The organism is Saccharothrix sp. AJ9571 (assembly GCF_021725495.1).
Taxonomy (GTDB): Bacteria; Actinomycetota; Actinomycetes; order Mycobacteriales; family Pseudonocardiaceae; genus Amycolatopsis; species Amycolatopsis magusensis.
Map to the genome: position 1 here is coordinate 4963264 of NZ_CP091382.1, position 23278 is coordinate 4986541.

The 23278-nt window shown below is 70.2% G+C and carries 23 protein-coding genes; 14 read left to right on the forward strand and 9 right to left on the reverse strand.

The window, feature by feature from the left end:
* The first annotated feature begins 107 nt into the window (after positions 1-107).
* The 6 genes from pyk (at position 108) to L3Q67_RS22915 (ending at position 8372) form a co-directional block, all read left to right on the forward strand.
* Entirely contained in the window at positions 108-1532 is a 1425-nt protein-coding gene (gene pyk, locus L3Q67_RS22890) for a pyruvate kinase (RefSeq protein ID WP_499183523.1), read from the forward strand.
* Between the two features lie 42 nt (positions 1533-1574).
* Positions 1575-2480 carry an acyl-CoA thioesterase gene (tesB, locus tag L3Q67_RS22895; RefSeq protein ID WP_499183524.1) on the forward strand — a complete coding sequence of 302 codons (906 nt, stop codon included), beginning with the start codon at positions 1575-1577 and terminating at the stop codon, positions 2478-2480.
* Between the two features lie 1382 nt (positions 2481-3862).
* Positions 3863-4726: a helix-turn-helix domain-containing protein gene (locus L3Q67_RS22900; RefSeq protein WP_209668801.1), complete on the forward strand. Its 864-nt coding sequence runs from the start codon at positions 3863-3865 to the stop codon at positions 4724-4726.
* Positions 4727-4738: 12 nt separating this feature from the next.
* Positions 4739-4945 carry a DUF397 domain-containing protein gene (locus L3Q67_RS22905; RefSeq protein WP_209668800.1) on the forward strand — a complete coding sequence of 69 codons (207 nt, stop codon included), beginning with the start codon at positions 4739-4741 and terminating at the stop codon, positions 4943-4945.
* Between the two features lie 161 nt (positions 4946-5106).
* Entirely contained in the window at positions 5107-5289 is a 183-nt protein-coding gene (locus L3Q67_RS22910) for a hypothetical protein (RefSeq protein WP_499183525.1), read from the forward strand.
* Positions 5290-5369: 80 nt separating this feature from the next.
* Complete coding sequence (locus L3Q67_RS22915) at positions 5370-8372, forward strand: helix-turn-helix transcriptional regulator (RefSeq protein WP_499183526.1); 3003 nt, start codon at positions 5370-5372, stop codon at positions 8370-8372.
* On the opposite strand, the gene L3Q67_RS22920 is transcribed toward L3Q67_RS22915, so the two are convergent.
* From L3Q67_RS22920 to L3Q67_RS22935, 4 genes are all read right to left on the reverse strand, one after another.
* Positions 8369-9220 (reverse strand): carbon-nitrogen hydrolase family protein, encoded by an 852-nt coding sequence (locus tag L3Q67_RS22920; RefSeq protein WP_499183527.1) that lies wholly within the window; start codon positions 9218-9220, stop codon positions 8369-8371. The two genes, L3Q67_RS22915 and L3Q67_RS22920, sit on opposite strands and share 4 nt — an antisense overlap.
* Before the next feature lie 20 nt (positions 9221-9240).
* Complete coding sequence (locus L3Q67_RS22925; protein ID WP_499183528.1) at positions 9241-10851, reverse strand: succinate-semialdehyde dehydrogenase (NADP(+)); 1611 nt, start codon at positions 10849-10851, stop codon at positions 9241-9243.
* 148 nt (positions 10852-10999) lie between these two features.
* On the reverse strand, positions 11000-11908 hold the full coding sequence (locus L3Q67_RS22930) for a hypothetical protein (RefSeq protein ID WP_499183529.1): 909 nt from the start codon (positions 11906-11908) through the stop codon (positions 11000-11002).
* Between the two features lie 93 nt (positions 11909-12001).
* Positions 12002-12604, reverse strand: coding sequence for a TetR/AcrR family transcriptional regulator (locus tag L3Q67_RS22935; RefSeq protein WP_209668794.1), 603 nt, complete (start codon positions 12602-12604; stop codon positions 12002-12004).
* A gap of 106 nt (positions 12605-12710) precedes the next feature.
* Here L3Q67_RS22935 and L3Q67_RS22940 point away from each other — a divergent pair, with 106 nt between their 5' ends.
* The 8 genes from L3Q67_RS22940 (at position 12711) to L3Q67_RS22975 (ending at position 18512) form a co-directional block, all read left to right on the forward strand.
* Positions 12711-13859, forward strand: a complete 1149-nt coding sequence (locus L3Q67_RS22940; RefSeq protein WP_499183530.1) for an acyl-CoA dehydrogenase family protein — start codon at positions 12711-12713, stop codon at positions 13857-13859.
* Between the two features lies 1 nt (position 13860).
* Positions 13861-15012: a CaiB/BaiF CoA transferase family protein gene (locus tag L3Q67_RS22945; RefSeq protein ID WP_499183531.1), complete on the forward strand. Its 1152-nt coding sequence runs from the start codon at positions 13861-13863 to the stop codon at positions 15010-15012.
* Between the two features lie 259 nt (positions 15013-15271).
* Positions 15272-15439, forward strand: a complete 168-nt coding sequence (locus tag L3Q67_RS22950) for a hypothetical protein (RefSeq protein WP_205215355.1) — start codon at positions 15272-15274, stop codon at positions 15437-15439.
* A gap of 330 nt (positions 15440-15769) precedes the next feature.
* The gene (locus L3Q67_RS22955; protein WP_423582421.1) at positions 15770-16255 is read left to right on the forward strand and encodes a helix-turn-helix transcriptional regulator; all 486 of its coding nucleotides are present in this window, start codon (positions 15770-15772) and stop codon (positions 16253-16255) included.
* Between the two features lie 115 nt (positions 16256-16370).
* Positions 16371-17198 carry a lytic transglycosylase domain-containing protein gene (locus tag L3Q67_RS22960; RefSeq protein WP_499183532.1) on the forward strand — a complete coding sequence of 276 codons (828 nt, stop codon included), beginning with the start codon at positions 16371-16373 and terminating at the stop codon, positions 17196-17198.
* 280 nt (positions 17199-17478) lie between these two features.
* The gene (locus tag L3Q67_RS22965; protein WP_499183533.1) at positions 17479-17862 is read left to right on the forward strand and encodes a hypothetical protein; all 384 of its coding nucleotides are present in this window, start codon (positions 17479-17481) and stop codon (positions 17860-17862) included.
* A gap of 3 nt (positions 17863-17865) precedes the next feature.
* Entirely contained in the window at positions 17866-18207 is a 342-nt protein-coding gene (locus L3Q67_RS22970; RefSeq protein WP_209668788.1) for a DUF3817 domain-containing protein, read from the forward strand.
* A gap of 41 nt (positions 18208-18248) precedes the next feature.
* A complete protein-coding gene (locus L3Q67_RS22975) occupies positions 18249-18512 on the forward strand; it encodes an SbtR family transcriptional regulator (RefSeq protein WP_499183534.1) in 264 nt (87 codons plus the stop codon).
* On the opposite strand, the gene L3Q67_RS22980 is transcribed toward L3Q67_RS22975, so the two are convergent.
* The 5 genes from L3Q67_RS22980 to L3Q67_RS23000 are packed head-to-tail and all read right to left on the reverse strand — an operon-like array spanning position 18498 to position 22914.
* Entirely contained in the window at positions 18498-19349 is an 852-nt protein-coding gene (locus tag L3Q67_RS22980) for a spermidine synthase (protein ID WP_499183535.1), read from the reverse strand. The genes L3Q67_RS22975 and L3Q67_RS22980 overlap by 15 nt on opposite strands.
* Before the next feature lies 1 nt (position 19350).
* Entirely contained in the window at positions 19351-19743 is a 393-nt protein-coding gene (gene speD, locus L3Q67_RS22985; protein ID WP_499183536.1) for an S-adenosylmethionine decarboxylase family protein, read from the reverse strand.
* Complete coding sequence (locus L3Q67_RS22990; RefSeq protein WP_499183537.1) at positions 19733-20878, reverse strand: type III PLP-dependent enzyme; 1146 nt, start codon at positions 20876-20878, stop codon at positions 19733-19735. Before L3Q67_RS22990 ends, speD begins: the two co-directional genes overlap by 11 nt.
* A gap of 15 nt (positions 20879-20893) precedes the next feature.
* Positions 20894-22480, reverse strand: a complete 1587-nt coding sequence (locus L3Q67_RS22995; protein ID WP_499183538.1) for a solute symporter family protein — start codon at positions 22478-22480, stop codon at positions 20894-20896.
* Entirely contained in the window at positions 22477-22914 is a 438-nt protein-coding gene (locus L3Q67_RS23000) for a DUF485 domain-containing protein (RefSeq protein ID WP_499183539.1), read from the reverse strand. The genes L3Q67_RS22995 and L3Q67_RS23000 overlap by 4 nt, the downstream gene beginning before the upstream one ends.
* Positions 22915-23278 lie beyond the last annotated feature (364 nt).

Consider the following 23278-nt stretch of genomic DNA (forward strand, 5'->3'; position numbering starts at 1 on the left):
CGAAGCAGACAGCGGGTTACCACGGAGCGAACACGGAAAGAAACAGGTCACATCGGTTTCGGGATCGGTAAAGACGTACCCGCCACGAGGGGCTACCCTGTCTGAATGTGAGCCGACGCGCGAAGATCGTTTGTACCCTTGGCCCCGCTACCGCCAGCCCGGAGAAGGTGCGGGCCCTCGTCGACGCCGGAATGGACGTCGCGAGAATGAACTTCAGCCACGGGAGCCACAGCGACCACAAGGAGGTCTACGACGTCGTCCGAGCGGCGGCGGCGGAGACCGGTCGCGCGGTCGGCATCCTCGGCGACCTCCAGGGCCCGAAGATCCGGCTGGGCACCTTCGCCAACGGCCCGGTCGAGTGGCGCAACGGCGACATCGTGCGGATCACCGTCGAGGACGTGGCCGGGACCCACGAGCGCGTCTCGACCACCTACAAGGGCCTCGCCCGCGACGCCAAGCCCGGTGACCGCCTGCTGGTCGACGACGGCAAGGTCGGCCTGGTGGTCAAGGAGGTCGACAACCAGGACGTGGTCTGCGAGGTCACCGAGGGTGGCCCGGTCAGCAACAACAAGGGCGTCTCGCTGCCCGGCATGGACGTCTCCGTGCCCGCCATGTCCGAGAAGGACATCGAGGACCTCGAGTTCGCGATGGAGCTCGGCGTCGACTTCGTCGCGCTGTCCTTCGTCCGCTCGCCCGCCGACATCGACCTGGTGCACCAGGTGATGGACCGGGTCGGCAAGGGCCGCGTGCCGGTGATCGCCAAGCTGGAGAAGCCCGAGGCGGTCTACAACCTCGAGGCCATCGTGCTGGCCTTCGACGGGATCATGGTCGCCCGCGGTGACCTGGGCGTGGAGCTGCCGCTGGAGCAGGTCCCGCTGGTGCAGAAGCGGGCCATCCAGATCGCCCGCGAGAACGCCAAGCCGGTGATCGTGGCCACCCAGATGCTCGACTCGATGATCAGCAGCTCCCGGCCGACCCGCGCCGAAGCCTCCGACGTGGCCAACGCGGTGCTCGACGGCACCGACGCGGTGATGCTGTCCGGCGAGACCAGCGTCGGCCGCTACCCGGTCGAGTCGGTGGAGACGATGGCCCGGATCATCCAGGCCGTGGAGACCGACTCGCCGCAGGTCCCGCCGCTGAGCCACGTGCCGCGGACCAAGCGCGGCGTGATCTCCTACGCCGCCCGCGACATCGGCGAGCGGCTCAACGCCAAGGCACTGGTCGCGTTCACCCAGTCCGGTGACACCGTGCGGCGGCTGGCCCGGCTGCACACCCGGCTGCCGCTGCTGGCCTTCACCCCGGAGGAGAGCGTGCGCAGCCAGCTCACGCTGACCTGGGGCACCGCCACCCGGATCGTGCCGAAGGTGGACTCCACCGACCAGATGATCCAGCAGGTCGACCACGCCATGGTGGAGATGGACCGCTACCAGGAGGGTGACCTCGTGGTGATCGTGGCGGGCTCCCCGCCGGGCACCGTCGGTTCCACCAACCTGATCCGCGTGCACCGCCTCGGTGAAGACGATCACGCCTGAGCGCGGCCCGGGTGGGTGCTTCGCCGGGATAGGGTTCCGTGCATGACTGAGGTCGCCAGAGCCGCCGCCACCGAGCTGGACAACGAAGCCGGCCAGGGCGGTCAGGTGGTGCTCGACCGCCTGGTGTCGCTGCTCGACCTGGAGCGGATCGAGGAGAACATCTTCCGCGGCGTCAGCCCGCCGCACTCGCCGGTGCGGGTGTTCGGCGGGCAGGTCGCCGGGCAGGCGCTGGTCGCCGCCGGGCGCACGGTGCCGCCGGAGCGCACGGTGCACTCGCTGCACGCCTACTTCATCCGCGGCGGTGACCCGCGGGTGCCGATCGTCTACGAGGTCGACCGCATCCGCGACGGCCGCTCGTTCACCACCCGCCGGGTGGTCGCGGTGCAGCACGGCAAGGCGATCTTCGCGTTGTCCGCCTCCTTCCAGAAGGAGGAGCAGGGCATCGAGCACGCCGAGCGGATGCCGGACGTGCCCGCGGCCGAGACGCTGCCGACCGTCCGGGAGCGGATCGAGGGCTACCCCGACCTGCAGAGCCTGCACAGCAGGCCGCGGCCGATCGACATCCGGTACGTCAACGACCCACCGTGGGTGACCCGCGGCACCGGCAGCCCGGCCACCCGCAACCAGGTGTGGATGCGCGCCGACGGCACCCTGCCCGACGACCAGCTGCTGCACGTGTGCGTGCTGGCCTACGCCTCGGACATGACCCTGCTGGACAGCCCGCTGGCCCGGCACGGCGCGTACTGGGAGCTGGACAAGGTGCTCGGGGCCAGCCTGGACCACGCGATGTGGTTCCACCGCCCGTTCCGCGCCGACGAGTGGTTCCTCTACGACACCGAGTCACCGTCCGCCTCGAACGCGCGGGCCCTGGCCACCGGCCGCTTCTTCGCCGCCGACGGCACGCTCATCGCCACCGTGGTGCAAGAAGGCCTGCTGCGCGTCCTATAACCGTCCCCAAAGGACCCCACCCCCGGAACCCCACACTCCCGCACCCGAACCCCACGTTCAGACCCCCGAACTCCACGTTCGGGCGCTCGATCCCCACGTTCAGGCATCCGATCCCCACGTTCGGACATCCCAACTCCACGTTCAGGCGCCCGAACTCCACGTTGGGCCACTCGATCTCCGCACCCCCCGCAGCCGAACCTCGCGTTCGGACATCCGAGTCCCTCCCTTCTGAACGCGGGGCTCGCCCGGGAGTGTGGAACTCAGCTCCCCGAACGTGGGACTCGGCTACCTGAACGTAGAACTCGGCCGCCTGAGTGTGGGACTGGGCTACCTGAACGTGGGGCTCGTGCCCCCGAACGTAGGACTCGGCTACCTGAGTGTGGGACTCGACTGTCTGAACGTGGGACTCGGCTTCCTGAGTGTGGGACTCGCGCCCGAGTGTCGGCTTCGGCTGCCTGAGCGTGGGGTTCGGCTGCGTGAACGCGGGACTCGTCTTCCGAACGTAGGACTCGGGCGCCTGAAGGTGGGGTTCGGCTGCCTGAGTGTGGGGTTCGGATGTCTGGGGGTGGGGGCGCGTCGCGAGTGTGGGGTTCGGGTGTCTTGGGGTGGGGTTCGGGGGCGTGTGGGTGGGGTTCGGCTTGCGGACGTAGGTTTTGGTCACTCGAACGTGGGGTTCGGGTGGGGGAGTTTGTCGTGGGGGCGGCGGAGTTTGTCACTTGTGCACCTGGGTTTGTCGCAGGGGCAGCGGAGTTCTGCGTTCAGAGCACCGAGTTCTGCCCCGAAGTAGCCCGAGTTCTGCGCTCTGCAGCCCTTACGCGATGCCGGCGTTGCGCCGGGCGGGTGATTTTCGCGGGTGAATCGTCGCCCAGGACGAGGCGTGCGGCGACGTAGGCGCGGCACGGGAGCGCCGGAAAGCCCCGCCGCCAGCGTCGCCAGCGGCGGCCGCGGCACGCCACGCAGTGCCCTCGGGCGTCCGTCCGGTGCTCCGCGAGCACCGCGCGCAAAGCTTCCACGAGAACCGGGATTTCCTGGCGTGCTACCCACGCGGCGACTTGCGTGTCATCGGTGCCCGCCGAACGGGTGAGGTCGCTCAGCCGAGCCTCCACAATGGCGGCTAATGGGTTCACGATGTTCAGCTCAGGGTGACCCATGACTGCCCGCCCTCCCCGGAAGTGGTCTTCTCCGAATTTTGCCCGATGTACTGGCTCCAAGGCGGAAAATGGAGCACACTGCGAGCGTACAACGGCGAAGTGCAATTTGCAGTCCACCATCTGGGGACGCGGCGAAATTGAAGTAGTCAATTCATCACGGCGAGTTCGGGCGGCTGGTTAGATATGACGACAGGGACATCGGCAGGCGAGCAACGCAGTGGAGGTGGAGCAGTGGCGCGAGGGCAGGGGCCGACAGTTCGCCGCCGTCGGCTGGCGGGCGAACTGCGCCGCCTCCGCGAGGCCGCCGAGCTGACCATCGACGAGGTGGGCGAGAAGCTCGAGTGCTCCGCGTCGAAGATCAGCCGCATCGAGACCGGCCACGTCGGCGTCACCCCGCGTGACGTCCGGGACATGCTCGAGCTCTACGGCCTGGTCGGCGACGAGCGCGAGGCGCTGGTCCAGCTCGCCAGGGAAGCCCGCAAGCGCGGCTGGTGGCACGCCTACAACGAGGTCTTCACCGGCACCTTCGTCGGCCTGGAAGCCGACGCCAGCTCCCTGCGCGCCTACCAGGCCCTGCTGGTCCCCGGCCTGCTGCAGACCGAGCGCTACGCGCGTACGGTCATCCGCGCGCTGCGCCCGGACGCCGACGAGGCCGAGCTCAAGCGCCGCGTGGCGGCCCGGATGGCCCGCCAGGAGCTGCTCACCGACCCCTCCCCGCCGGAGTACTGGGCGGTGATCGACGAGGCCGTGCTGCACCGGCGCGTCGGCGGGTGCGAGGTGATGGCGGAACAGGTTTCCCGGTTGGTCGAAGTGGCGGCGCTGCCCCACGTGACCCTCCAGGTCGTGCCGTTCGGCGCGGGTGCGCATCCGGGAATGGAAGGACCGTTTCTCATCCTCGGTTTTCCGGAGCAGGCAGATCCGGATGTGGTTTACGTCGACAGCACTTCCAGCGGCCTTTACCTGGAGATGCCGGATGATGTGCGTCGCTATACGCTCATGTTCGATCACCTGCGTGCCACTGCCTTGAAACCGGATGACTCGGTGGAACTCATCGCCGAGTCCGCCGCCCGGCTGGGTGCGGAGCAAGCAAAGTAAGGAGTGGGGATCATGTCCGACAACTCGGTATTCCTGACCCGTTGGCGCAAGAGCAGTCACAGTGGTGGCGGCAATGACTGCGTCGAAATCGCATTCACCCGTGACGGCGCGGCCGTCCGCGACTCGAAGGATGTCGAGGGCGGTCTGCTCTCCTTCAGCTCGCGGGGCTGGCAGGGGCTGCTGGACGCCACGCGCGACGGCAGCCTCGACCCCAGCTGAGTCCTGGCCGCACCCGGCCCCTTACACCCGCCGCGCAGGGGCAAGGCGGGGGTAAGGGGCCGGTTCGCGTCCGGACTGCGTGATCGGCCGATGCACCAGTGGACCCCTCAGCACGACTCTGGGACCCGGCAGAGAAACCGGGATCCACAGAGGAGCAGACCATGAGGACCGACTGGATGTGGGACGCCGTGCAGGCCGAGGTCGCCTACCGCAACGAGGAGCTGCGCCGCGCGGGCAGGCTGACCTGGGTGATGCGCTCCAGCAGGCCGTTCCGCTGGCTGAGCCCGCGGCCCCACGTGCACATACCGAGGCAGCGGGACGGTTCGCACGACAAAGCCGCCTGATGACGGGGGTGGTGCGTCGCGCCACAGCGGGCACGCTGTGCGCGAAAACCACGGGGCTCTCCGGGCGCGGGTAGGACACAATGCATGCCGTGCCCCGTCTCGGATCCGGAATCCCGCTCGTCGCGCGGACCAGTGAAATGCGCCGGCTTCGTGCCGCGCTCGCCCGTGCCGAGCGCAACGAGGCCGGCGCCGTCCTGCTGTCGGGGGACGCGGGGGTGGGCAAGACCCGCGTGCTGACCGAGCTGGCCGAGCACGCGGTGGGCCGGGGCGCGCTGGTGCTCACCGGCCGCTGCCTCGACGTGCGGGAGGGTGGCCTGCCCTACCTGCCCTTCGCCGAGGCGCTGACCCCGCTGGCCACCTCGGGGGACAGCGCGGTCGCCGACGCGGTCCGGGTGCGCCAGGCGCTCGGGCGCCTGCTGCCGCAGCTCGGCACGGTGGTGCCGCCGAGCGCGGAGTACACCCCGGTGTCCTCCAGCCACCACGAGACCATGGGCCCGGTGGGGGCCGAGCGCGACCTGGGCCAGCTCCAGCTGTTCGACGCGGTGCTGGGCCTGCTCACCGAACTCTCCGAGCACACCCCGGTGGTGCTGCTGCTGGAGGACCTCCACTGGGCGGACGGCTCCACCCGCAACCTGCTCTCCTTCCTGCTTTCCCGGCTGCGCGCGCAGCGACTGCTGGTGGTGGGCAGCTACCGCGAAGAGGACGTGCACCGGCGGCACCCGCTGCGGCCGCTGCTGTCCGAGCTGGTGCGACTGGCCAGTGTGGAGCGGATCGAGCTGCCGCCGTTCGGTGACGCCGACGCCCGCCAGTTCGTCACCGCGCTGTCCGAGGCCGCGCTCACCCCCGAGGTGATCTCCGGGGTGATCGAGCGGTCGCAGGGCAACCCGTTCTTCCTGGAGGAGCTGATCGCCTCCTGCGCCGACGCGTCGGACCTGCCGACCGGGCTGGCCGAGGTGCTGCTGTCCAGGGTGGAGCGGCTCTCCGGCGAGGCCCAGCGGGTGCTGCGGCTGATCTCGGTGGCCAACGGCGGGGTGGCCCACGCCGCGCTGAGCGATCTGTCCGAACTGGACGAACTGCCGCTCGACGAGGCATTGCGCGAAGCCGTGCAACACCACGTACTGGTGGTGGACAAGGGTTTGTACCTGTTCCGGCACGCGCTGCTGCGCGAAGCCGTCTACGGCGACCTGCTGCCGGGGGAGCGCACGCGGACCCACGCGAGGTATGCGGACCGGTTGCGCCGCGCCCCCGACACCCGCGGCCACGACGCGCTGCTGGCCTACCACAGCCTGGAGAGCAACGACCTCACGACAGCGCTGGCCGCGTCCTACCGCGCGGCTTCCGAAGCCGAGGGACTCGGCGCCCCGGTGTCCGCGCTCAAGCACATCGAGCAGGCGCTGGCGATCTGGGACGCGGTGCCGGAAAGCGAGCGGCCCGAAGGGGTCGACGAGATCAAGCTGCTCACCGAGGCGTCCTACTTCGCCGGGACGTCCGGTGAGCCCGAGCGGGCGATCGCCTACGCGCGCAGTGCGGTCAAGGCGATCCACGACGACGTGCCCACCGAGCGCGCGGCGACGTTGTGGCGGCGGCTGGCGCAGGTGCTCGGCGCGATGGACAACACCTGGGACGAGTCGGTGGCGGCGATCGACAAGGCCTGGGAACTGGTCGAGCACGCCGAAGCGTCGCGGACCCGGGCCTGGGTGCTGTCCACCAGGGCGATCATCCAGCGCGGGGACAACCTCATCGCGGAAGCGCTGTGGAGCGCGCAGAGCGCGGTGGCCGACGCCCGCGCGGTCGGGGCGGACGGCGCCGAAGCCGACGCGCTGGTCACCCTCGGCACGCTCGCCGAGACCGAGGGACACCTGGAGGAAGCCCGCGATCGGCTCCTGCTGGCGCAGCGCAAGGCCGAGCAGGCCGGGGCGCTCAACGTGGGGCTCCGCGCGCGCTACTTCCTCGCTTCCGGTTACGACGAGCGTGGCGAGATCGACGCGGCACTGGCCGCCTACCGCGAAAGTTCCGACTACGCCAAGGAAAACGGGCTCACCTGGAGTTCGTTCGGGCTGGAAGCCCGGGCCAGGCACCTGTACCTGAGGTTCGTCAGCGGTGACTGGCCGACCGAGGACGGGCGCCCGCAGCGCGGGGTGTCCAGTGCGGTGGCGGCGCGGATGACCGCGTCCTGGGTGCACATCGTGGCGGCCAGGGGGCGGCTCGCCGAAGCGGAGAAGATGGTCGAGAGCCTGCGGTCCGACTGGCGCTCGGACATCCTGATCGCGATCGCCGGTGGCGCGGTCGGCATCGAGGTGGCGTACTGGCGCGGGGACCACGCCGAAGCGGTCCGCCGGACCGAAGAAGTGATCCAGTGGCTGGAGTACTTCGAGCCGTGGCTGCTCGGCGGGGTCCGGATGGCCGCGCTCGGCCTGCGTTCCTGCGCGGCGATGGCGGCGGAAGCCCGGGTGCGCGGGGAATCCGAGGCCGAAGCGGCGGTGGTGGCCAAGGGTGAGGGACTGCTGGCGCACGGCCGTGCCTGCCTGGAGCACGGCAAGCCGCGCTCGGGCGTGCTGGGGCCGGAGGGCCGGGCGTGGCGGGCGCGGTTGCAGGCCGAAGCGGCCGAGCTGTACGGCAAGCTCGAACCGGCCGCCTGGGCGGAAACCGTGGCCGCCTTCGGTTATGGCGCGGTCTACGAGCAGGCCGGCGCGCGTCAGCGACACGCGGCCGCGTTGCTCAGCACCGGCGAATCCGTCGACGCCGAACTCGCGGCTTCGGAACTGCTGGCCGCGTACGAAGTCGCCGAACGACTCGGCGCGAAACCGCTCGGAGGCGCCATTCGCGAACTGGCCCACCGCGCCCGCATCGACCTGCCCGGCCAGGAGCCACGCCGTGACGTGGTGGACCCGCTGACCGACCGCGAACGCGCGGTGCTGGAACGGGTGGCGCTGGGCCGGACGAACCGGCAGGTGGGCGAAGAGCTCTACATCAGCGAGAAAACGGTCAGCGTGCACCTGTCCCGGGTGATGGCGAAGCTCGGGGCGAGCCGGCGTGCCGAGGCCGTGGCGATCGCCAAGGACCGCGGTCTGCTGACCGGTTAACCGCCGTGGAAACGCACGCCGGGGCGCGGGGTTTCGTCCACGGACAAGGAAAAGACGTCCGGCCGCGCGTAGTGGCCGGACACGTCGAGCTGCGCGCGTGAGGACACCGTCTCGTCCAGGTCGATCTTCGCTGTGACCAGTCCTTCGGCGCCGAGCAGCGGTCCGGCCAGTACGTCACCGGACGGGCCCGCGATCAGGCTGCCACCGGCGATCGGATCGTCCCCTTCGGACTCGTACGGGCAGGCGCTGACCACGAAGCAGCGGCCCTCCGCGGCGATGTGGCGCATGGTCGAACGCCAGACCTCGCGATCGTCCACCGTGGGCGCGCACCAGACGCGCACCCCCTTGGCGTACATGGCCGCCCGCAGCAGCGGCATGTAGTTCTCCCAGCACAACGCGGCACCGGCGAGCCCGGCCGCGGTGGGCACCACCGGCAGCGTCGACCCGTCACCCCGGCCCCACACCAGGCGTTCCCGCATGGTCGGCACCAGCTTGCGGTGCCGGGCGGTGAAGCCGGTGGCCGGGTCGAGGAAGACCGCCGTGCAGTACAAAGTGGACCCGGCGCGCTCGACCACACCGGCCACGACGCTCGCCCCGGTGCGTGCCGACAACCCGGCCAGCGCCTCGATCTCCGGTCCCGGGACGTCGACCGCCTGCTCGAAGTACCGGGTGAACCCGTCGCCCGACAGGTCGCCACGCGGGTAACCGCCGAGCACGGCTTCGGGCAGGACCAGCAGGTCCGTGCCCGAAGCCCGGATCTCGTCTTCGTAGCCGAGGATCCGCTCCAGCGTGGCCGCGGTGTCCGCGCTCGCCCCGAGTTGCAGTGCCGAGACGGTGGCTTCGGGCATCGGCGGTCCTCCGGAACGGCTCAGCGGGGCAGGCGCCGCAAGGCTTTCATACTCGAGGTCATGCTCTTCACCCACACCTTCGGCGGCATCCCGCGGAACGGCCGCAGTTTCAGCCCGCGCTGCACCGCGATCGACTGCGCCTCGGTGTACTTCAGCAGCCCTTCGGCGCCGTTGCGGCGGCCGAACCCGGACTCCTTCATCCCGCCCATCGGCACACCGACGCTGCCGAACGTGGCCGCGTAGCCCTCGTTCACGTTGACCGTGCCCGCCTTCAGCCGGGAGGCGACCGCCGCCCCGGCACGGGTGTCGCGGCACCAGACGCTGGCGTTGAGGCCGTAGACGGTGTCGTTCGCCCGGTCCACCGCGTCGTCGATCTCGGTGTAGCCGTAGATCGAGACGACCGGCCCGAAGGTCTCCTCGGTGAACAGCTTCGCCGCCGGGGTGACGTCGGTGAGCACGGTCGGCGCGTAGAACAGCGGGCCGATCTCCGGTCGCGGGTGCCCGCCGGTGAGCACGGTGGCGCCGTTCGCCCGCGCGTCGTCGACGTGGGCCGACACGTTCGCCAGCTGGCTTTCCGAGGTCAGCGAGCCCATGTCGGCGGAGTGGTCGAGCTTCGCGCCGAGCCGCAGCGCCTCCGTCTTCGCCACGAAGGCCTTGGTGAACGCCTCGCGGATGCTTTCGTGGACGTAGATCCGCTCGATCGAGACGCACAGCTGACCAGCCGAGGAGAAGCAGGCGGTGACCGCGCCCGCCGCGGCCTTGGCGGGGTTCGCGTCCGGCAGCACGATCATCGGGTTCTTGCCGCCGAGTTCGAGCGAGTAACCGGTGAGCCGGCCGGCGACCTGCTCGGCGAGCCGCTTGCCGGTGGGCGTGGACCCGGTGAAGCAGAGGTAGTCGGACTCCTCGGCCAGCGCGTCGCCGATGGCCGAGCCGCGGCCGAGCACGATCTGCCAGATCCCGGCGGGCAGCCCGGCTTCCTCGGCCAATTCGTGCAGCCACAGCGCGGAAAGCGCGGTCTGGTTGTCCGGCTTCTGCACCACCGCGTTGCCCGCCGCCAGCGCGGGCAGCACGTCCATCGCGGTCAGCGCGAGCGGGTAGTTCCACGGGGTGATCACGCCGACGACGCCCTTCGGGTGGCGGAGCTCACCCGCCTTGGTCAGCACCGGGATCACCCCGGCGGCGCGGCGCGGGGCGAGGATGCGCGCGCTGTGCTTGCCGTAGTAGGCGACGACCAGCGCGGAGCCGCTGACCTCGTCGAAGGCGTCCATCCTGGCCTTGCCCGCTTCGACCTGGACCAGGTCGAGCGCTTCGTCCTGGCGCTCGAGCAGGAGGTCGTGCAGGCGGATGAGGATGCGCTGCCGCTCGGTCACCGGCACCGCCGCCCAGGCGCGCTGGGCGGTCCTCGCCGCGGCGAAGGCGGCGCGGGCCTCGGCGTCGGTCGCCTGGGGGAATTCCGCGGTGATCAGGCCGGTGAACGGCGAGGTGATCTCGACGGGGGCGTTGTCGGCACCGCCGGTCGCCCGGCGGACGAGCTGGGCGGCGCGTGCGGCCGACGGCGCGCCGACCACGCCGCCCACCGTGCTCGGCCGGGAGGACTGCTGGCCTGTGTGCGCGGGGGTGGTGCTGGTCATGAGCGGCTCCGTTCGGATAGCGAGGTTACCGGCCAGTACAGCATACCGACGGTAGGTGAACGAACCATGGAACGCGAAACCTGCTCACGTTATCCTGGGGGCGGGTGCCATGAACGGTCCACGCGGACCGTTCATGGCAGCGAGGGACCTACTTCCGGGGTTCCTCGTCCTTGACTGCTTCCTCTTCCTTCGCGGGCTCGCCGGTGGCTTCGGCCTTCTCCGGCTCGGGCTGCGCCGTGATCGACTCGGTCGTGGCGACCTGGGTGAACGGCGAGATGTACGGCTCGGGCGACGAAGGCGCGGCGGGCGGGGGCGGCGCCGGGTACTGCTGGTGGGGCGGCGGGTAGCCGGGCGGCGTGTTCGGCTCCAGGTACATCTGCACGCCCGGGTTCGGCGCTCCCATCGCCCGCGCGTCCGGATGGGGCAGCCACGCGACGATCAACCCGAGCAGTGCCACTCCGGCCCCGCACACCAGCACCCACAACCCCGTGTCGAGGTTGTAGACCGTGCGGAAGGAAGAGGAGAAGCCCGAATCGTCTTCGCTCACCGTGGCCATGCTCTGCAGGCTCGAAGCGGTCAGCGCGACCATCCAGACGGCGACCACCGCGCCCACGGTCGAGGTGCTGAGCAACAGCCGCGACATCGAGCGCACACCGGCGTTGGTCCGCTTGCCCGCCGCGGCACCGGTGACGAACGCGCCGATGAGCAGGACCGCCGCGGCCAGCGTCAGCGCGATGCCGAACCGCGGTGGGTGCGCGCCCTCGGTCTCCTGGAAGGCCGGGCCGTCGGACGACCGCTCCTCCATGATCCACTCCCAGCCCGTGGTCTGCTGGGAAAAGCTCTGCTCGCCGTCGCTGACGACCAAGTACTCGGTGTACGGCAGGAAACTGCCGAAGATCAGCAGCCCGGCCGCCACCAGCGCGAGCAGGGCGGCCGCCACGGAGAACCCGTGCACCCCCGGGCGCCGGGGTGGGGGTGGTGGCTGGTGGTAAGGCTGGAACTGCTGCGACGGCATCGCCGGCGGCTGGGGCGGCGGCGGGGTCGCGCCTACGGTCATCGAGAACTCCTGTCGATGCACAGCCCGTCATGGGGACGTTCTGACCATCGCGGGAAACACCCCGGCGCGTAGCCGAACCGCGACCTTCGAGACCTAACCGTGCCCGTACAGGACCACCGCGATCCGCTTCCACTCGTCGAGCAACTGCTTGCGCCGCTTGGGGTCTCCGCCCAGTTCGGCGTCGAGGGCCAGGCCGCGGGTCAGGTTGACGGTCAGCCAGAACAGCACCTCGGCGCGTTCTTTCGGCAGTTCACCGGCCACCGCGGTGATCTGCTCGAGGGTGGACCGGCCCAGCGCCCGGTCGACCGGGCGGATCGCGGCACGCAGTTCGTCATCGGTGCGCGCGGCCACCCACAGTTCGGTGACGGCGGTGGCCAGCGTGCCGGAGTAGCCCTCCCAGAGCAGGTCGATCGCGGCGGGGATGCCGTCCGCGCCCGAGGGCAGCCGCTCCAGTGAGGCCGCCAGTTCCGACTTCAGCCGGTTCGTCAGGTGCTCGACCGCGGCGGCCATCAGCTCCGCCTTGGCCGAGAAGTGGTGCTGCACGGCGCCTTTCGACACCCGGGCGCGGGCGCAGATCTCCTGCACCGAGGTGCGGGCGTACCCGAGTTCGACCAGGCAGTCGATGGTCGCGTCGAGCAGGGCGGTCCGGGTGTGCGCCCGCCGCTCCGCCTGGGTGCGGTGTGTTGTGCCGGTCACAGCGAAACCCCGTTCCGGTGGGCTTTACCCGCCATGGGCTCCAGATGTACATTCCGAGCAGAACTTACATTCCGATTGGCATGTTTTCCAGTCCGGAGGGCCAGCCGTGCCACTGCAGATTCAGAAGAGCTCATGGAGCAACCCCGATCTCGAGGACTTCCGCGACCTCGCGCGCACCTTCTGCCAGAAGGAACTGGTGCCCCACCAGGAACGCTGGATGGCGGAGAAGAAGGTCGACCGCGAGCTGTGGACCAAGGCCGGTGAGGTCGGCCTGCTCGCCCTGTCGATCCCCGAGGAGTACGGCGGCGGTGGCGGGAACTTCGCCCACGAAGCCGTGCTCTACGAGGAGCAGGCCAGGGCCGGGGACGGGGCCTGGGGCGTCACGGTGCACAACGGCATCGTCGCGCACTACCTGCTGCACTACGCGAACGAGGAGCGCAGGCGCGAGTGGCTGCCGAAGTTCGCCTCCGGTGAGTTCGTCGGCGCGGTCGCGATGACCGAGCCCGGCACCGGGTCCGACCTGCAGAGCATCAAGACCCGTGCGGTGCGCGACGGCGACGAGTACGTGCTCAACGGCGCCAAGACCTTCATCACCAACGGCTTCCACGCCGACCTGGTGGTGGTCGCCTGCAAGACCGATCCGGAAGCGGGCGCGCAGGGCGTCTCGCTGATCGCGGTGGAGACCGACACGCCGGGCTTCCGGCGCGGCCGGGTGCTGGACAAGGTGGGGCTCAAGGGCCAGGACACCGCTGAGCTGTTCTTCGACGACGTGCGGGTGCCCGCGTCGAACCTGCTCGGCGAAGAGGGCCAGGGCTTCATCCAGCTGATGCAGCAGCTGCCGCAGGAGCGGCTGATCATCGCGGTGACCGCGGTGGCGGGCATGGAGGCGGCGATCGACCAGACCATCGCCTACACCAAGGACCGCACCGCCTTCGGCAGGCCGGTCTACAACTTCCAGAACACCAAGTTCAAGCTCGCCGAGGCCGCCACCGAGGCCGCGGTCTCGCGGGCCTTCCTCGACCAGTGCATCGAACGCCACCTCAAGGGCGAGCTGGACGTGCAGGGCGCGGCGATGGCGAAGCTGTGGACCACCGAGCGGGTGAACAAGGTGGTCGACGACTGCCTGCAGCTCTTCGGCGGCTACGGCTACATGACCGAGTACCCGATCGCGCGGGCCTGGGCGGACATCCGGATCTCCCGGATCTTCGGCGGGACCAGCGAGATCATGAAGGAAATCATTTCGAGGACGCTCTGACATGCCGCACTCCAAGACCGGCCCGCTCGCCGGGCTCAAGGTGCTCGAACTGGCCGGGCTCGCGCCCGCGCCGTTCGCCTGCACGATCCTGGCCGACCTCGGCGCCGACGTGATCCGCGTGGACCGCGCGAAGCCGGGCGAGGACGTGCTCGGTTTCGCGTACGACCCGCTGATGCGCGGCAGACGCACGATCGGCGTGAACACCAAGACGCCCGAGGGCGTGGAGCTGGTGCTCAAGCTGGCCGAACAGGCCGACGTGCTGATCGAGGGCTTCCGGCCCGGCGTGGCCGAGCGGATGGGGCTGGGGCCGGAGCAGGTCCACGCCCGCAACCCGCGGCTGGTCTACGGCCGGATGACCGGCTGGGGTCAGGACGGCCCGATGGCGCCTGCCGCCGGGCACGACATCAACTACATCGGCCTGGCCGGTGCCCTGGAGCCGGTCGGCCGGGCGGGGGAGCGGCCGGTGCCGCCGCTGAACCTGGTCGGCGACTTCGGCGGCGGTGGCCTGCTGCTGGCGATGGGCGTGCTCGCGGCGCTGTACGAGCGCACCGCCTCGGGGCGCGGTCAGGTGGTCGACGCCTCGATGGTGGACGGCGCGGCGCTGCTCACCACGCACCTGCACGGCCTGCGGGCGGCGGGGGTGTGGCCGGGTGAGCGCGGCGAGAACATGCTCGACGGCGGTGCCCCGTTCTACGACACCTACGAGACGGCCGACGGGAAGTACGTCGCGGTCGGCGCGATCGAGATGCGCTTCTGGGCGGATCTGGTCAAGGTGCTCGGGCTCGACCCGGCGGAGCTGCCGGTGCACATCGACAAGAACGAATGGCCGCGGCTGCGCGAGATCCTCGCCGAAGCGATCGGCAAGCACACCAGGGACGAATTGGTGGCCATGGCCGAAGGCACCGACGCGTGCCTCACGCCGGTGCTCTCGCCGTGGGAAGCCGCCGAGCACCCGCACAACCAGGCGCGGGGCACGTTCGTGGAGATCGGTGGCGTGGTGCAGCCGGCCCCGGCACCGCGGTTCGATCGGACACCGCCCGGAACTCCGGAGGCGCCGCACGCCCAGGGTGCCGATACGGCCGACGTATTGGCGGAGTTCGGCATGACGGAAGACGACGTGAGCAAGCTTCGGAGTGCGGGAGCCATTAGTTAACGTGCGGTAACGGAGGGTAGGCGGGACACGCTCGGTCAACTCGGTTCACGATCGAGTACCGGGCGTGTCCGACCGGGTAATCGGGTGCCGGACTTCTACACTGAGTAGGAGATCGTCACCTACCCGGCGTGAACAAGTGCGCGCATTGGCGTGAAAGCCTGTTCGAATCGGGTGCGCGGGTGCAGGATGACGGTCCTGGATGGTTTTTCGAGTACGGCGACGCTGAGCGCGTGGCCGCCGGGCACATCAGGATGGAGCCATGTCGCCGCAAATCAAGAAGATTCTGCTCGTCGGCGTCGTCGCGCTCGTGCTCTTCCTGCTGATCACCCAGCCCACGCAGTCGGCGGAAGCGGTCCAGACCGCGCTCGGCTGGCTGCGTGAGGGTGCCGAAGCCATCGTGACCTTCGTGAAGAGCCTGTTCGCCTGATTCCGGCACCGTCCACATCGGCCGGCCACGCGGGTGCGCCCGCCGGGCCGGTCCGTGCTGTGTCCGGATGGCCCGGAATCACGCATAGTCACCATTCCCAGAATTCGGGCGGATCGCTCGACCATCCGGGTGGATATCGACGTTCAATGCACTGGTAGACCGATTCATCCGCGGCAAACACTGGCGGAAGCGGGTCCGGTCCCCCTACGGTGCTCACATTGCGTGATCGTCTGGTTCTCATGGTTCCGCGTCCGGTTCCTCGTTTCGAACAAAGTCCTTTCTGTTCGACTCGGGCTGAACCCAACGCGGCGCATGGGTAAGGAGGCAGGGATGACCGGGGATCCCGGAGTTGACGCGTTGATCCAGCAGTGGGCCGCGGAGCGTGAGCAGAGCGCCGAGGAACGCGAAGCGGACCGGATCGCGTCGGCGTGGCTCGCCGACATGCCGCAGGCCCCGCCGGGTATTCCCGGGCAGCGGGCTCGCACCGGCTCGACCGGCTGGGCGCCCTTGGAGGCGGCCGACCCCGGTTACGTGGAAGCCATGCGCGACCGGCTGCCGGAGGTGCCGGTCGACCTGCTCAGCGCCGCCGCCGGTTGGTGGCAGATGATCGGGCCGGTGGCCGAAGCCGAGAAGTGGTGGGACGCCGGGCTCAGCCCGCTCGACCAGCGCGCCCTCGACTACCGCGCGGCCGGGCTCACCCCGGCCGACCTGGGCAAGCGGCTCGGTCCGATGACCGTGCTGCAGCACCTGCGCCGCGGCAGCGCGCCCGCGTGGTGCGTGGCCCGGCTCGCCCGGCAGCGCCGCGACGCCGGCTGAAGTCCGTCCTGGCCATCCCTCCTGGCGAGGCGCGTCCTCTTCACCGGGCGCGTAACGCTAGCCTGCGCCGAGTCGTTGTCCTGACGAAGACGGTGTGGGTGGAGGGGTTCGCGAGTTGACCAAGGTCCGGGCCAGGGCGACGGCCGTCGCCGGGCGAGCGGGAATCGTGACCGCGGTGCTCGCGGTGGCCGGTGCCGGGGTGTGGGTGGTCGCCACGGCCAGCGTGCCCGAGGCCGGTCCGGTCACCACCGAGATCCCCGCGCTGCAGGTGCAGGCCGCCCCGGTCGAACCGGGCACGCTCGCACCGGTGGGTGCCTCGGTCGGCGGGGCGCAGCAGCAGGGGCAGCCGCAGCAGCGGTCCGGCCGGGATCTGCTGGCGGGCTGGTCCGAGCGGGCCGCGCCGGTGATGGGCATCCCGGCGCGGGCGCTGCAGGCCTACGGCAACGCCGAACTCGCGGCGCGGGCGGAACTGCCCGGCTGCAAGCTCTCGTGGGCCACGCTGGCGGGCATCGGCCGGATCGAGTCGAACCACGGCCAGTACGGCGGTGCCGTGCTCGGTGCCGACGGCCTGCCGTCGAAGCCGATCATCGGGGTGCCGCTGGACGGTTCGCCGGGCGTCAAGGCCATCGGCGACACCGACGGCGGCCGTTTCGACGGCGACTCCACGCACGACCGCGCGGTCGGCCCGATGCAGTTCATCCCGGGCACCTGGGCGAAGTACAACTCGGACGGCAACGGCGACGGGGTCGGCGACCCCCAGCAGATCGACGACGCCGCCCTGGCCGCCGCCCGCTACCTGTGCGCCGGCTCGCGCGACATGTCCGCCGCGCAGGGCTGGTGGGCCGGGATCATGTCGTACAACAACTCGATCGAATACGCGCAAAAGGTCTTCGGCCTCGCGGACGGCTTCGCCAAGTCCGCCCGCACCCTCACCACCGGCTGACCCCCGCGCGCGAACGTGGAGTTCGCCTACCCGAACGTAGAACTCGCCTACCCGAACGTGGAACTCGGCTGCACGAACGCAGAACTCACCCCCACGCGAACCCCACACTCAGGCAGCCGAACCCCACGTTCAGGCACCCGAACTCCACGTTGGCGCAGCCGAACCCCACGTTGGCGCAGGCGAGTTCTACGTTCGGGGCGGGTGGTGTGGGTGACCTGGCGGGAATCGGGCATATCGGGTGTGCGGTGGGTCACCTGGCTGGGGGTGCTAGCGTCGGAGCATGGCCACGTCTCCCGTCGCCCGGCGTTTGGCGATCGCCGGGGTGTGCCTGCTGAGCCTGGTGCTCTGCTGCGGGCTGGCCTGGTGGCAGTGGGAGAAGTTCTCCTCGGCGAACGGCACCTTCCAGAACCTGGGTTACGTGCTGCAGTGGCCGTTGTTCGGGCTGTTCCCCGCCTTCATGTTCTGGCGCATCCGCCAGCTCCGCCTGCGGGCCGAAGCCGCGCCCCCGGAAGAGCGCACCGAGCCGGAGAAGCCGAAGCCGGTCCGGCTGCCCGAACCCCGCGTGTCGAGGGAGCAGCCGGCCGACCCCGAGGACGCCGAGCTGGCGGCGTACAACGCGTACCTCGCCGAACTGGCGGCACGCGACGAAGAAAGCAGGAAGTAGCAGATGGTGAGCACCGAAGACCACACCGAGCGCGCCGCGAACCTGCGCGGGCCGCTGACACGGTTCCGCGTGGCCGCCTACGTCACCGGCGTCGGCCTGCTCGGCCTGGTCGTGGTGATGATCTGGCGCTACGTCTTCGACAACCCCGGCCCGTCGGCGGTCTACTCGCCGATCCACGGCGTCGTCTTCATGGTCTACGCCGCGCTCACCATCGACCTGGCCATCAAGGCCCGCTGGTCGTGGAAGGCGGTCGTCGGCGTGCTGCTCGCGGGCTGCGTCCCGTTCGTCTCCTTCCTCGTCGAGCGCAAGGTCACCGCGAAGACGCAGGCGGGCGAGAAGCTGTAACCGCCTTCCGCCGGAAGGTCAGCGCGACCAGCAGCGTGCCGGTGGCGATGATCGCCGCGGCGGTGAAGGCGGCGGTCATCCCGGCCGTGAGCACCTGGGCCGGGTCGCCGGCGGTGTTCCGCGAAACCACGCCGAACACGGTGAGCAGCACGGCCAGCCCCACGGTCGACCACGTCCGCCCGGAGGTCACCAAGCTCGACCTGCTGCGCCTCGGGCACGGGCTGTGCGTGGCCACCGAGCGCGCGACCCCGGAGGAAGCCGAGCGCCTGCTCGACATCCTGGTCAGCGGTCTACGCCCGGCCTGAGTGCCGCACCGAGTACGGCGGCACGGTGCCGCCGCGCAGCGTTTCTCCGTCCAGTGAGGACGGACGGTAGGCCAGGTTTTCCAGTCGTGCGGTCATCGTCGCCACCGGCTCGGGCAGCACCTCGGCACGCCCGGACAGGAACGCCCACTCGTGCTCGTCCGATCCGGAGTAGACGGTGGTGCCGAAGACCTCGGTGAACCGGCGGTACAGCGCCAGCAGGGTTTCGTTGCGCCAGAGCGTCGGGCAGCCCGCCTGGCAGCACACGACCCCGCCGGGCGCCAGCACGCGCGTGCACTGGCGCAGGAAGTCGGTGCTGTACAAGCGGTTGTGCTGCGCGTCTGGATCGGTGTTCTCGTCCGGCAGGTCGATCACCACCACGTCGTAGCGGTGCTCGGTCCCGGCGAGGAACGACCAGCCGTCCTGGTACCACACCCGCTCGGTTTCCGTCCCGCTCTCGGCATCGGCGAGTTCGGCGGGGGAGTACCCGTACGGCAGGTGCGTGGCGCACGCCCGGACCGCCTCGGTGTCGATGTCGACGTGGTCCACGAAGGCACCGGCCGCCACCGCGATCTGCGTGGCGACGCCTTCACTGGAACCGACCACGAGCACCCGTTCACGGCCGTCGGCGAGCAGCAGTGGCGGCACCATCAGCGCTTCGTGGTAGACGAGCTGACTGGCCTCGGTGCTCTGCCGCTCGTCGTCGCAGAAGAGCGAGACGCCCTGCGCGGTCCGCGCGATCACCAGGTGCTGGTAGGCGGTGCGGGTGTCGAGCAGCACCTCGTCCAGTTCCCACACCCTGGTCAGCCCGGCGCCCACCGGCTCGACGATGTTGGGCACTTCAGCTCCCGATGTTGTTGTGCGGCAGCACCACGCGGTGCCCGCGGGCGACAGTGGACGAGATGACCGACCGCGTACCCAGTGCTTCGGCGAGCAATCGCACGGCCAGTTCCGGATCGGCACGCTCCCCGCAGGTGAACACGTCGACGAACATCGCGCCGAGTTCCGGGTAGGTGTGGACGGAGGCGTGCGACTCGGCGAGCATCGCCAGCACGGTCACCCCCTGCGGTTCGAACCGGTGGTCCTGCAACCCGACCACGGTCGCGCCGGCCGACTCCATCACCTCGCGCAGCGTGGCCCGCAGGAACGCCGCGTCGTCCAGCAGCGCCGGATCCACCTCGTGCAGTTCGGCCAGGACGTGCCTGCCCGCGAACAGGCCCACTTCAGCCGTCATCGTCCACCCCCGTTCCCAGACAATACGTGCGCAGCGGCGGGATCCCGTTGAAGGCCACCGAGGAGTAGCTCGCGGTGTACGCACCGGCGTCGAGGATGTCCAGCCGGTCACCACCACGCAGGGACAGCGGCAGCCGGTACGGGGTGCGCTGGTAGAGCACGTCGTCACCGTCGCAGGTCGGCCCCGCCAGTATCACCGGACCCGTTTCGCCCGCGTGCTCGCCGACCGGCTCCAGCCGGTACGCGATGGCCTCGTTCTCCGTCTCGGCGAGCCCGTTGTACCGGCCCGCGTCGAGGTAGACCCAGCGCAGGGGATCCACAGTGGACTTGCGGGCGGTCAGCACCACCTCGGTCCGGAGCAGCCCGGCGGTGGCCACCAGCGCCCGTCCCGGTTCCATCAGCAGCTCCGGCACGCCGGACGGGAAGTGGCGCCGCAGCGAGCCGGAGATGGAGGCCGCGTACTCCGCCACGCCCGGCGCGCTCTCGCGATAGGTGGTGCCGAGCCCGCCACCGAGGTTGAGCCGGCGCACGGGGACCTCGGCGGCGATCTTCGCCGCGGCCGCGATCCCGGCGTCCCAGGCGAGTGGGTCCAACTGCTGCGAACCCACGTGGAAGGCCACTCCGGCCGCGTCGAGGCCCAGGTCAGCGGCCCGTTCGAGCAGGATGAGCGCCAGTTCCGGCTCGCAGCCGAACTTCCGGCCGAACGGGGTGACCGAGGCCGGGCCGTCCACCAGGATCCGCACCGACACCGACGAGCCGGGCGCGTGGCGGGCGAGGTTCTCCAGGTCTTCCTCGGCGTCGAAGACGTAGTCCCGCACACCGGCCGCGTAGGCGTCGGCGATGTCGGCGGGCTTCTTGATCGTGTTGCCGTAGGACAGCGACTCCGGCCGCGCGCCACACCCCAGGCACAGTTCGATCTCCGCCGGGCTCGCCACGTCGAAGCGCGACCCGGCTTCGACCAGCGCCCGCACCACGGCGGGTTCCGGATTCGCCTTGACCGCGTAGTACAGCGCGACGCCCTCGAACGAGCCGGAGAGCTCGCGGTACCGGGCACGCACCACGTCGACGTCGACCACCAGGCAGGGTGTCGGCGGGTCCGCGCGCTCCAGGAACTCGCGGATTCGATCAGTGCTCACCCGATCGAGGGTAGGTCAGCTGCCGATGCCGGTGATCGAGCGGACCTCCATCTCGGCCTGCTTGCGCGGATCGGCCTTGCTGCCGAGCAACGCGCCGGCGAACCCGCAGAGGAAGGAGAACGGGATGGACACCAGGCCCGGGTTCTTCAGCGGGAACCAGCTGAAGTCCGCCCGCGGGAACAGCGAGTCCGGCGCGCCGGAGACCACCGGCGAGAACACCACGAGCACCAGGCAGGCGCCCAGCCCGCCGTAGATGGCCCACAGCGTGCCGGTGGTGTTGAACCGCTTCCAGAACAGCGAGTACAGCAGGGTGGACAGGTTCGCCGAGGCCGCCACCGCGAAGGCCAGCGCGACCAGGAAGGCCACGTTCTGCCCGTTGGCCAGGATGCCGCCGGCGATGGCGAGCGCGCCGACCACCACCGCGGTGATCCGCGCCACCCGCACCTCCTGGGCGGGCTCGGCCTTGCCCCGCTTGAAGATGTTCGCGTAGACGTCGTGCGCGAACGAGGCCGACGCGGTGATGGTCAGCCCGGCGACCACGGCCAGGATGGTGGCGAACGCCACCGCGGCCACCACGCCGAGCAGCAGCGTGCCGCCGATGTGCAGGGCGAGCAGCGGGGCCGCCGAGTTCTCGCCGCCGGGGGCGCCGAGGATCTCGTCCGCGTCGACCAGCGCCGCCGCGCCGAAGCCGAGCACCAGCGTGCAGAGGTAGAAGACCAGCATGCAGGCGGTCGCCCAGACCACCGACCGGCGTGCTTCCTTCGAGTTGGGCACGGTGTAGAAGCGCATCAGCACGTGCGGCAGGGCGGCCGCGCCGAGGATCAGCGCGACCGACAGCGAGACGAAGTCGAGCTTGCTGGTGCCGGTGGCGCCGTAGAGCCCGCCCGGTTCGAGCAGCCGGTCGCCCATCGGGCTGTTGTCGGCGGCCGCGGCCAGCAGGTCCGAGAAGCTGAAGCCGAACTTGCCGAACAGGAACACCGTCATCAGCGCCACGGTCAGTATCAGCACCGCGGCCTTGATGATCTGCACCCACGTGGTGCCCTTCATGCCGCCGATCAGCACGTAGAGCACCATCACCACGCCGACCACGCCGATCACCAGCGCCTGGCCGAACCCGCTGTCGATGTCGAGCAGCAGCGCGATCAGCCCGCCGGCGCCCGCCATCTGCGCGAGCATGTAGAACAGCGAGATCACCAGCGTGGAGGTGGCCGCGGCGGCCCGCACCGGGCGCTGGCGCATCCGGAAGCTGAGCACGTCGCCCAGGGTGAAGCGGCCGGTGTTGCGCAGGAGTTCGGCGATCAGCAGCAGGTCCACCAGCCAGGCGACGAGGAACCCGATCGAGTAGAGGAAGCCGTCGTAGCCGTGGATCGCGATGGCCCCGGCGATGCCGAGGAACGAGGCGGCGGACAGAAAATCACCCGAAAGAGCGATGCCGTTCTGCCGTCCGGTGAAGGCGCTGCCCGCGGCGTAGTAGTCCGAAGTGGACGACGTGCGACTGCTGGCGCGGTAGACCACGTAGAGGGTGATGGCGACGAACAGCGCGAAGACCGTGATGTTGACCACCGGGTCGCTCTCGCTGGAGGGGGCGGCGAGCGCGGTCACCGGCCGAGGCCCCGCCGGAGCGCGGCCACCCGCGGGTCCAGCCGCCGGTGGGCGAAGCGCACGTAGGCGCCGGTGATCAGCACGGTGGAGGCGAACTGGGCGAGGCCGAACAGCATCGCCACGTTGACCTCGCCGATGACGGGGGTGCTCATGAACCCGTGGGCGTAGGCCGCGAGCAGCACGAACACCAGGTACCAGGCGAAGAAGAGCAGGCTCATCGGGAAGATGAACCGCCGCAGCCGTGAGCGCAGGCCGGTGAACTCCGGGCTGCGCTGGATCGCCTCGTAGTCCGGGCCCGCCGGGGCGGCCTGCGTGCCGCGCAGCAGCGAGGGACCGGGGCCGCCGAACATGATCGGGAGCTGCCCGGTGTCGTCCAGGGCACCTGGGGCGCCTGGGGGGTTCCTGGCGTGGGGCTCGTCGGGGAGCTCCGGCATCGTTCCTCCTACACGAGCGGGGGCGGCGGTCATCGTAGCCACGCGGAATTTACGTCCGTAAGGCGACCGAGCTGAATCGGGTGAGCCCAAGAAATGATCTTTGCCGCCCCGGGAAAGCGCAAAAGAATGGTCGCCGTCACACGAATCAGTGAGCCCGCCGGTGACAGACCGTCCCCTTTTTCCGGCTGAGCTGCGGCATCCGCGCACTGTTCCGGATTAGTGTCACCCGGCTGGATCACCACAGGTGACCGTGGTTGTGTGTACCGCGGGCGCGGTGGCACCCGCCGCGCGCCGGGAATGATTCTCCATTCGCGACAGCGGCTGGAAAGAAGCTTTCGACTTCCGTTGAACCAGGGTCAACACC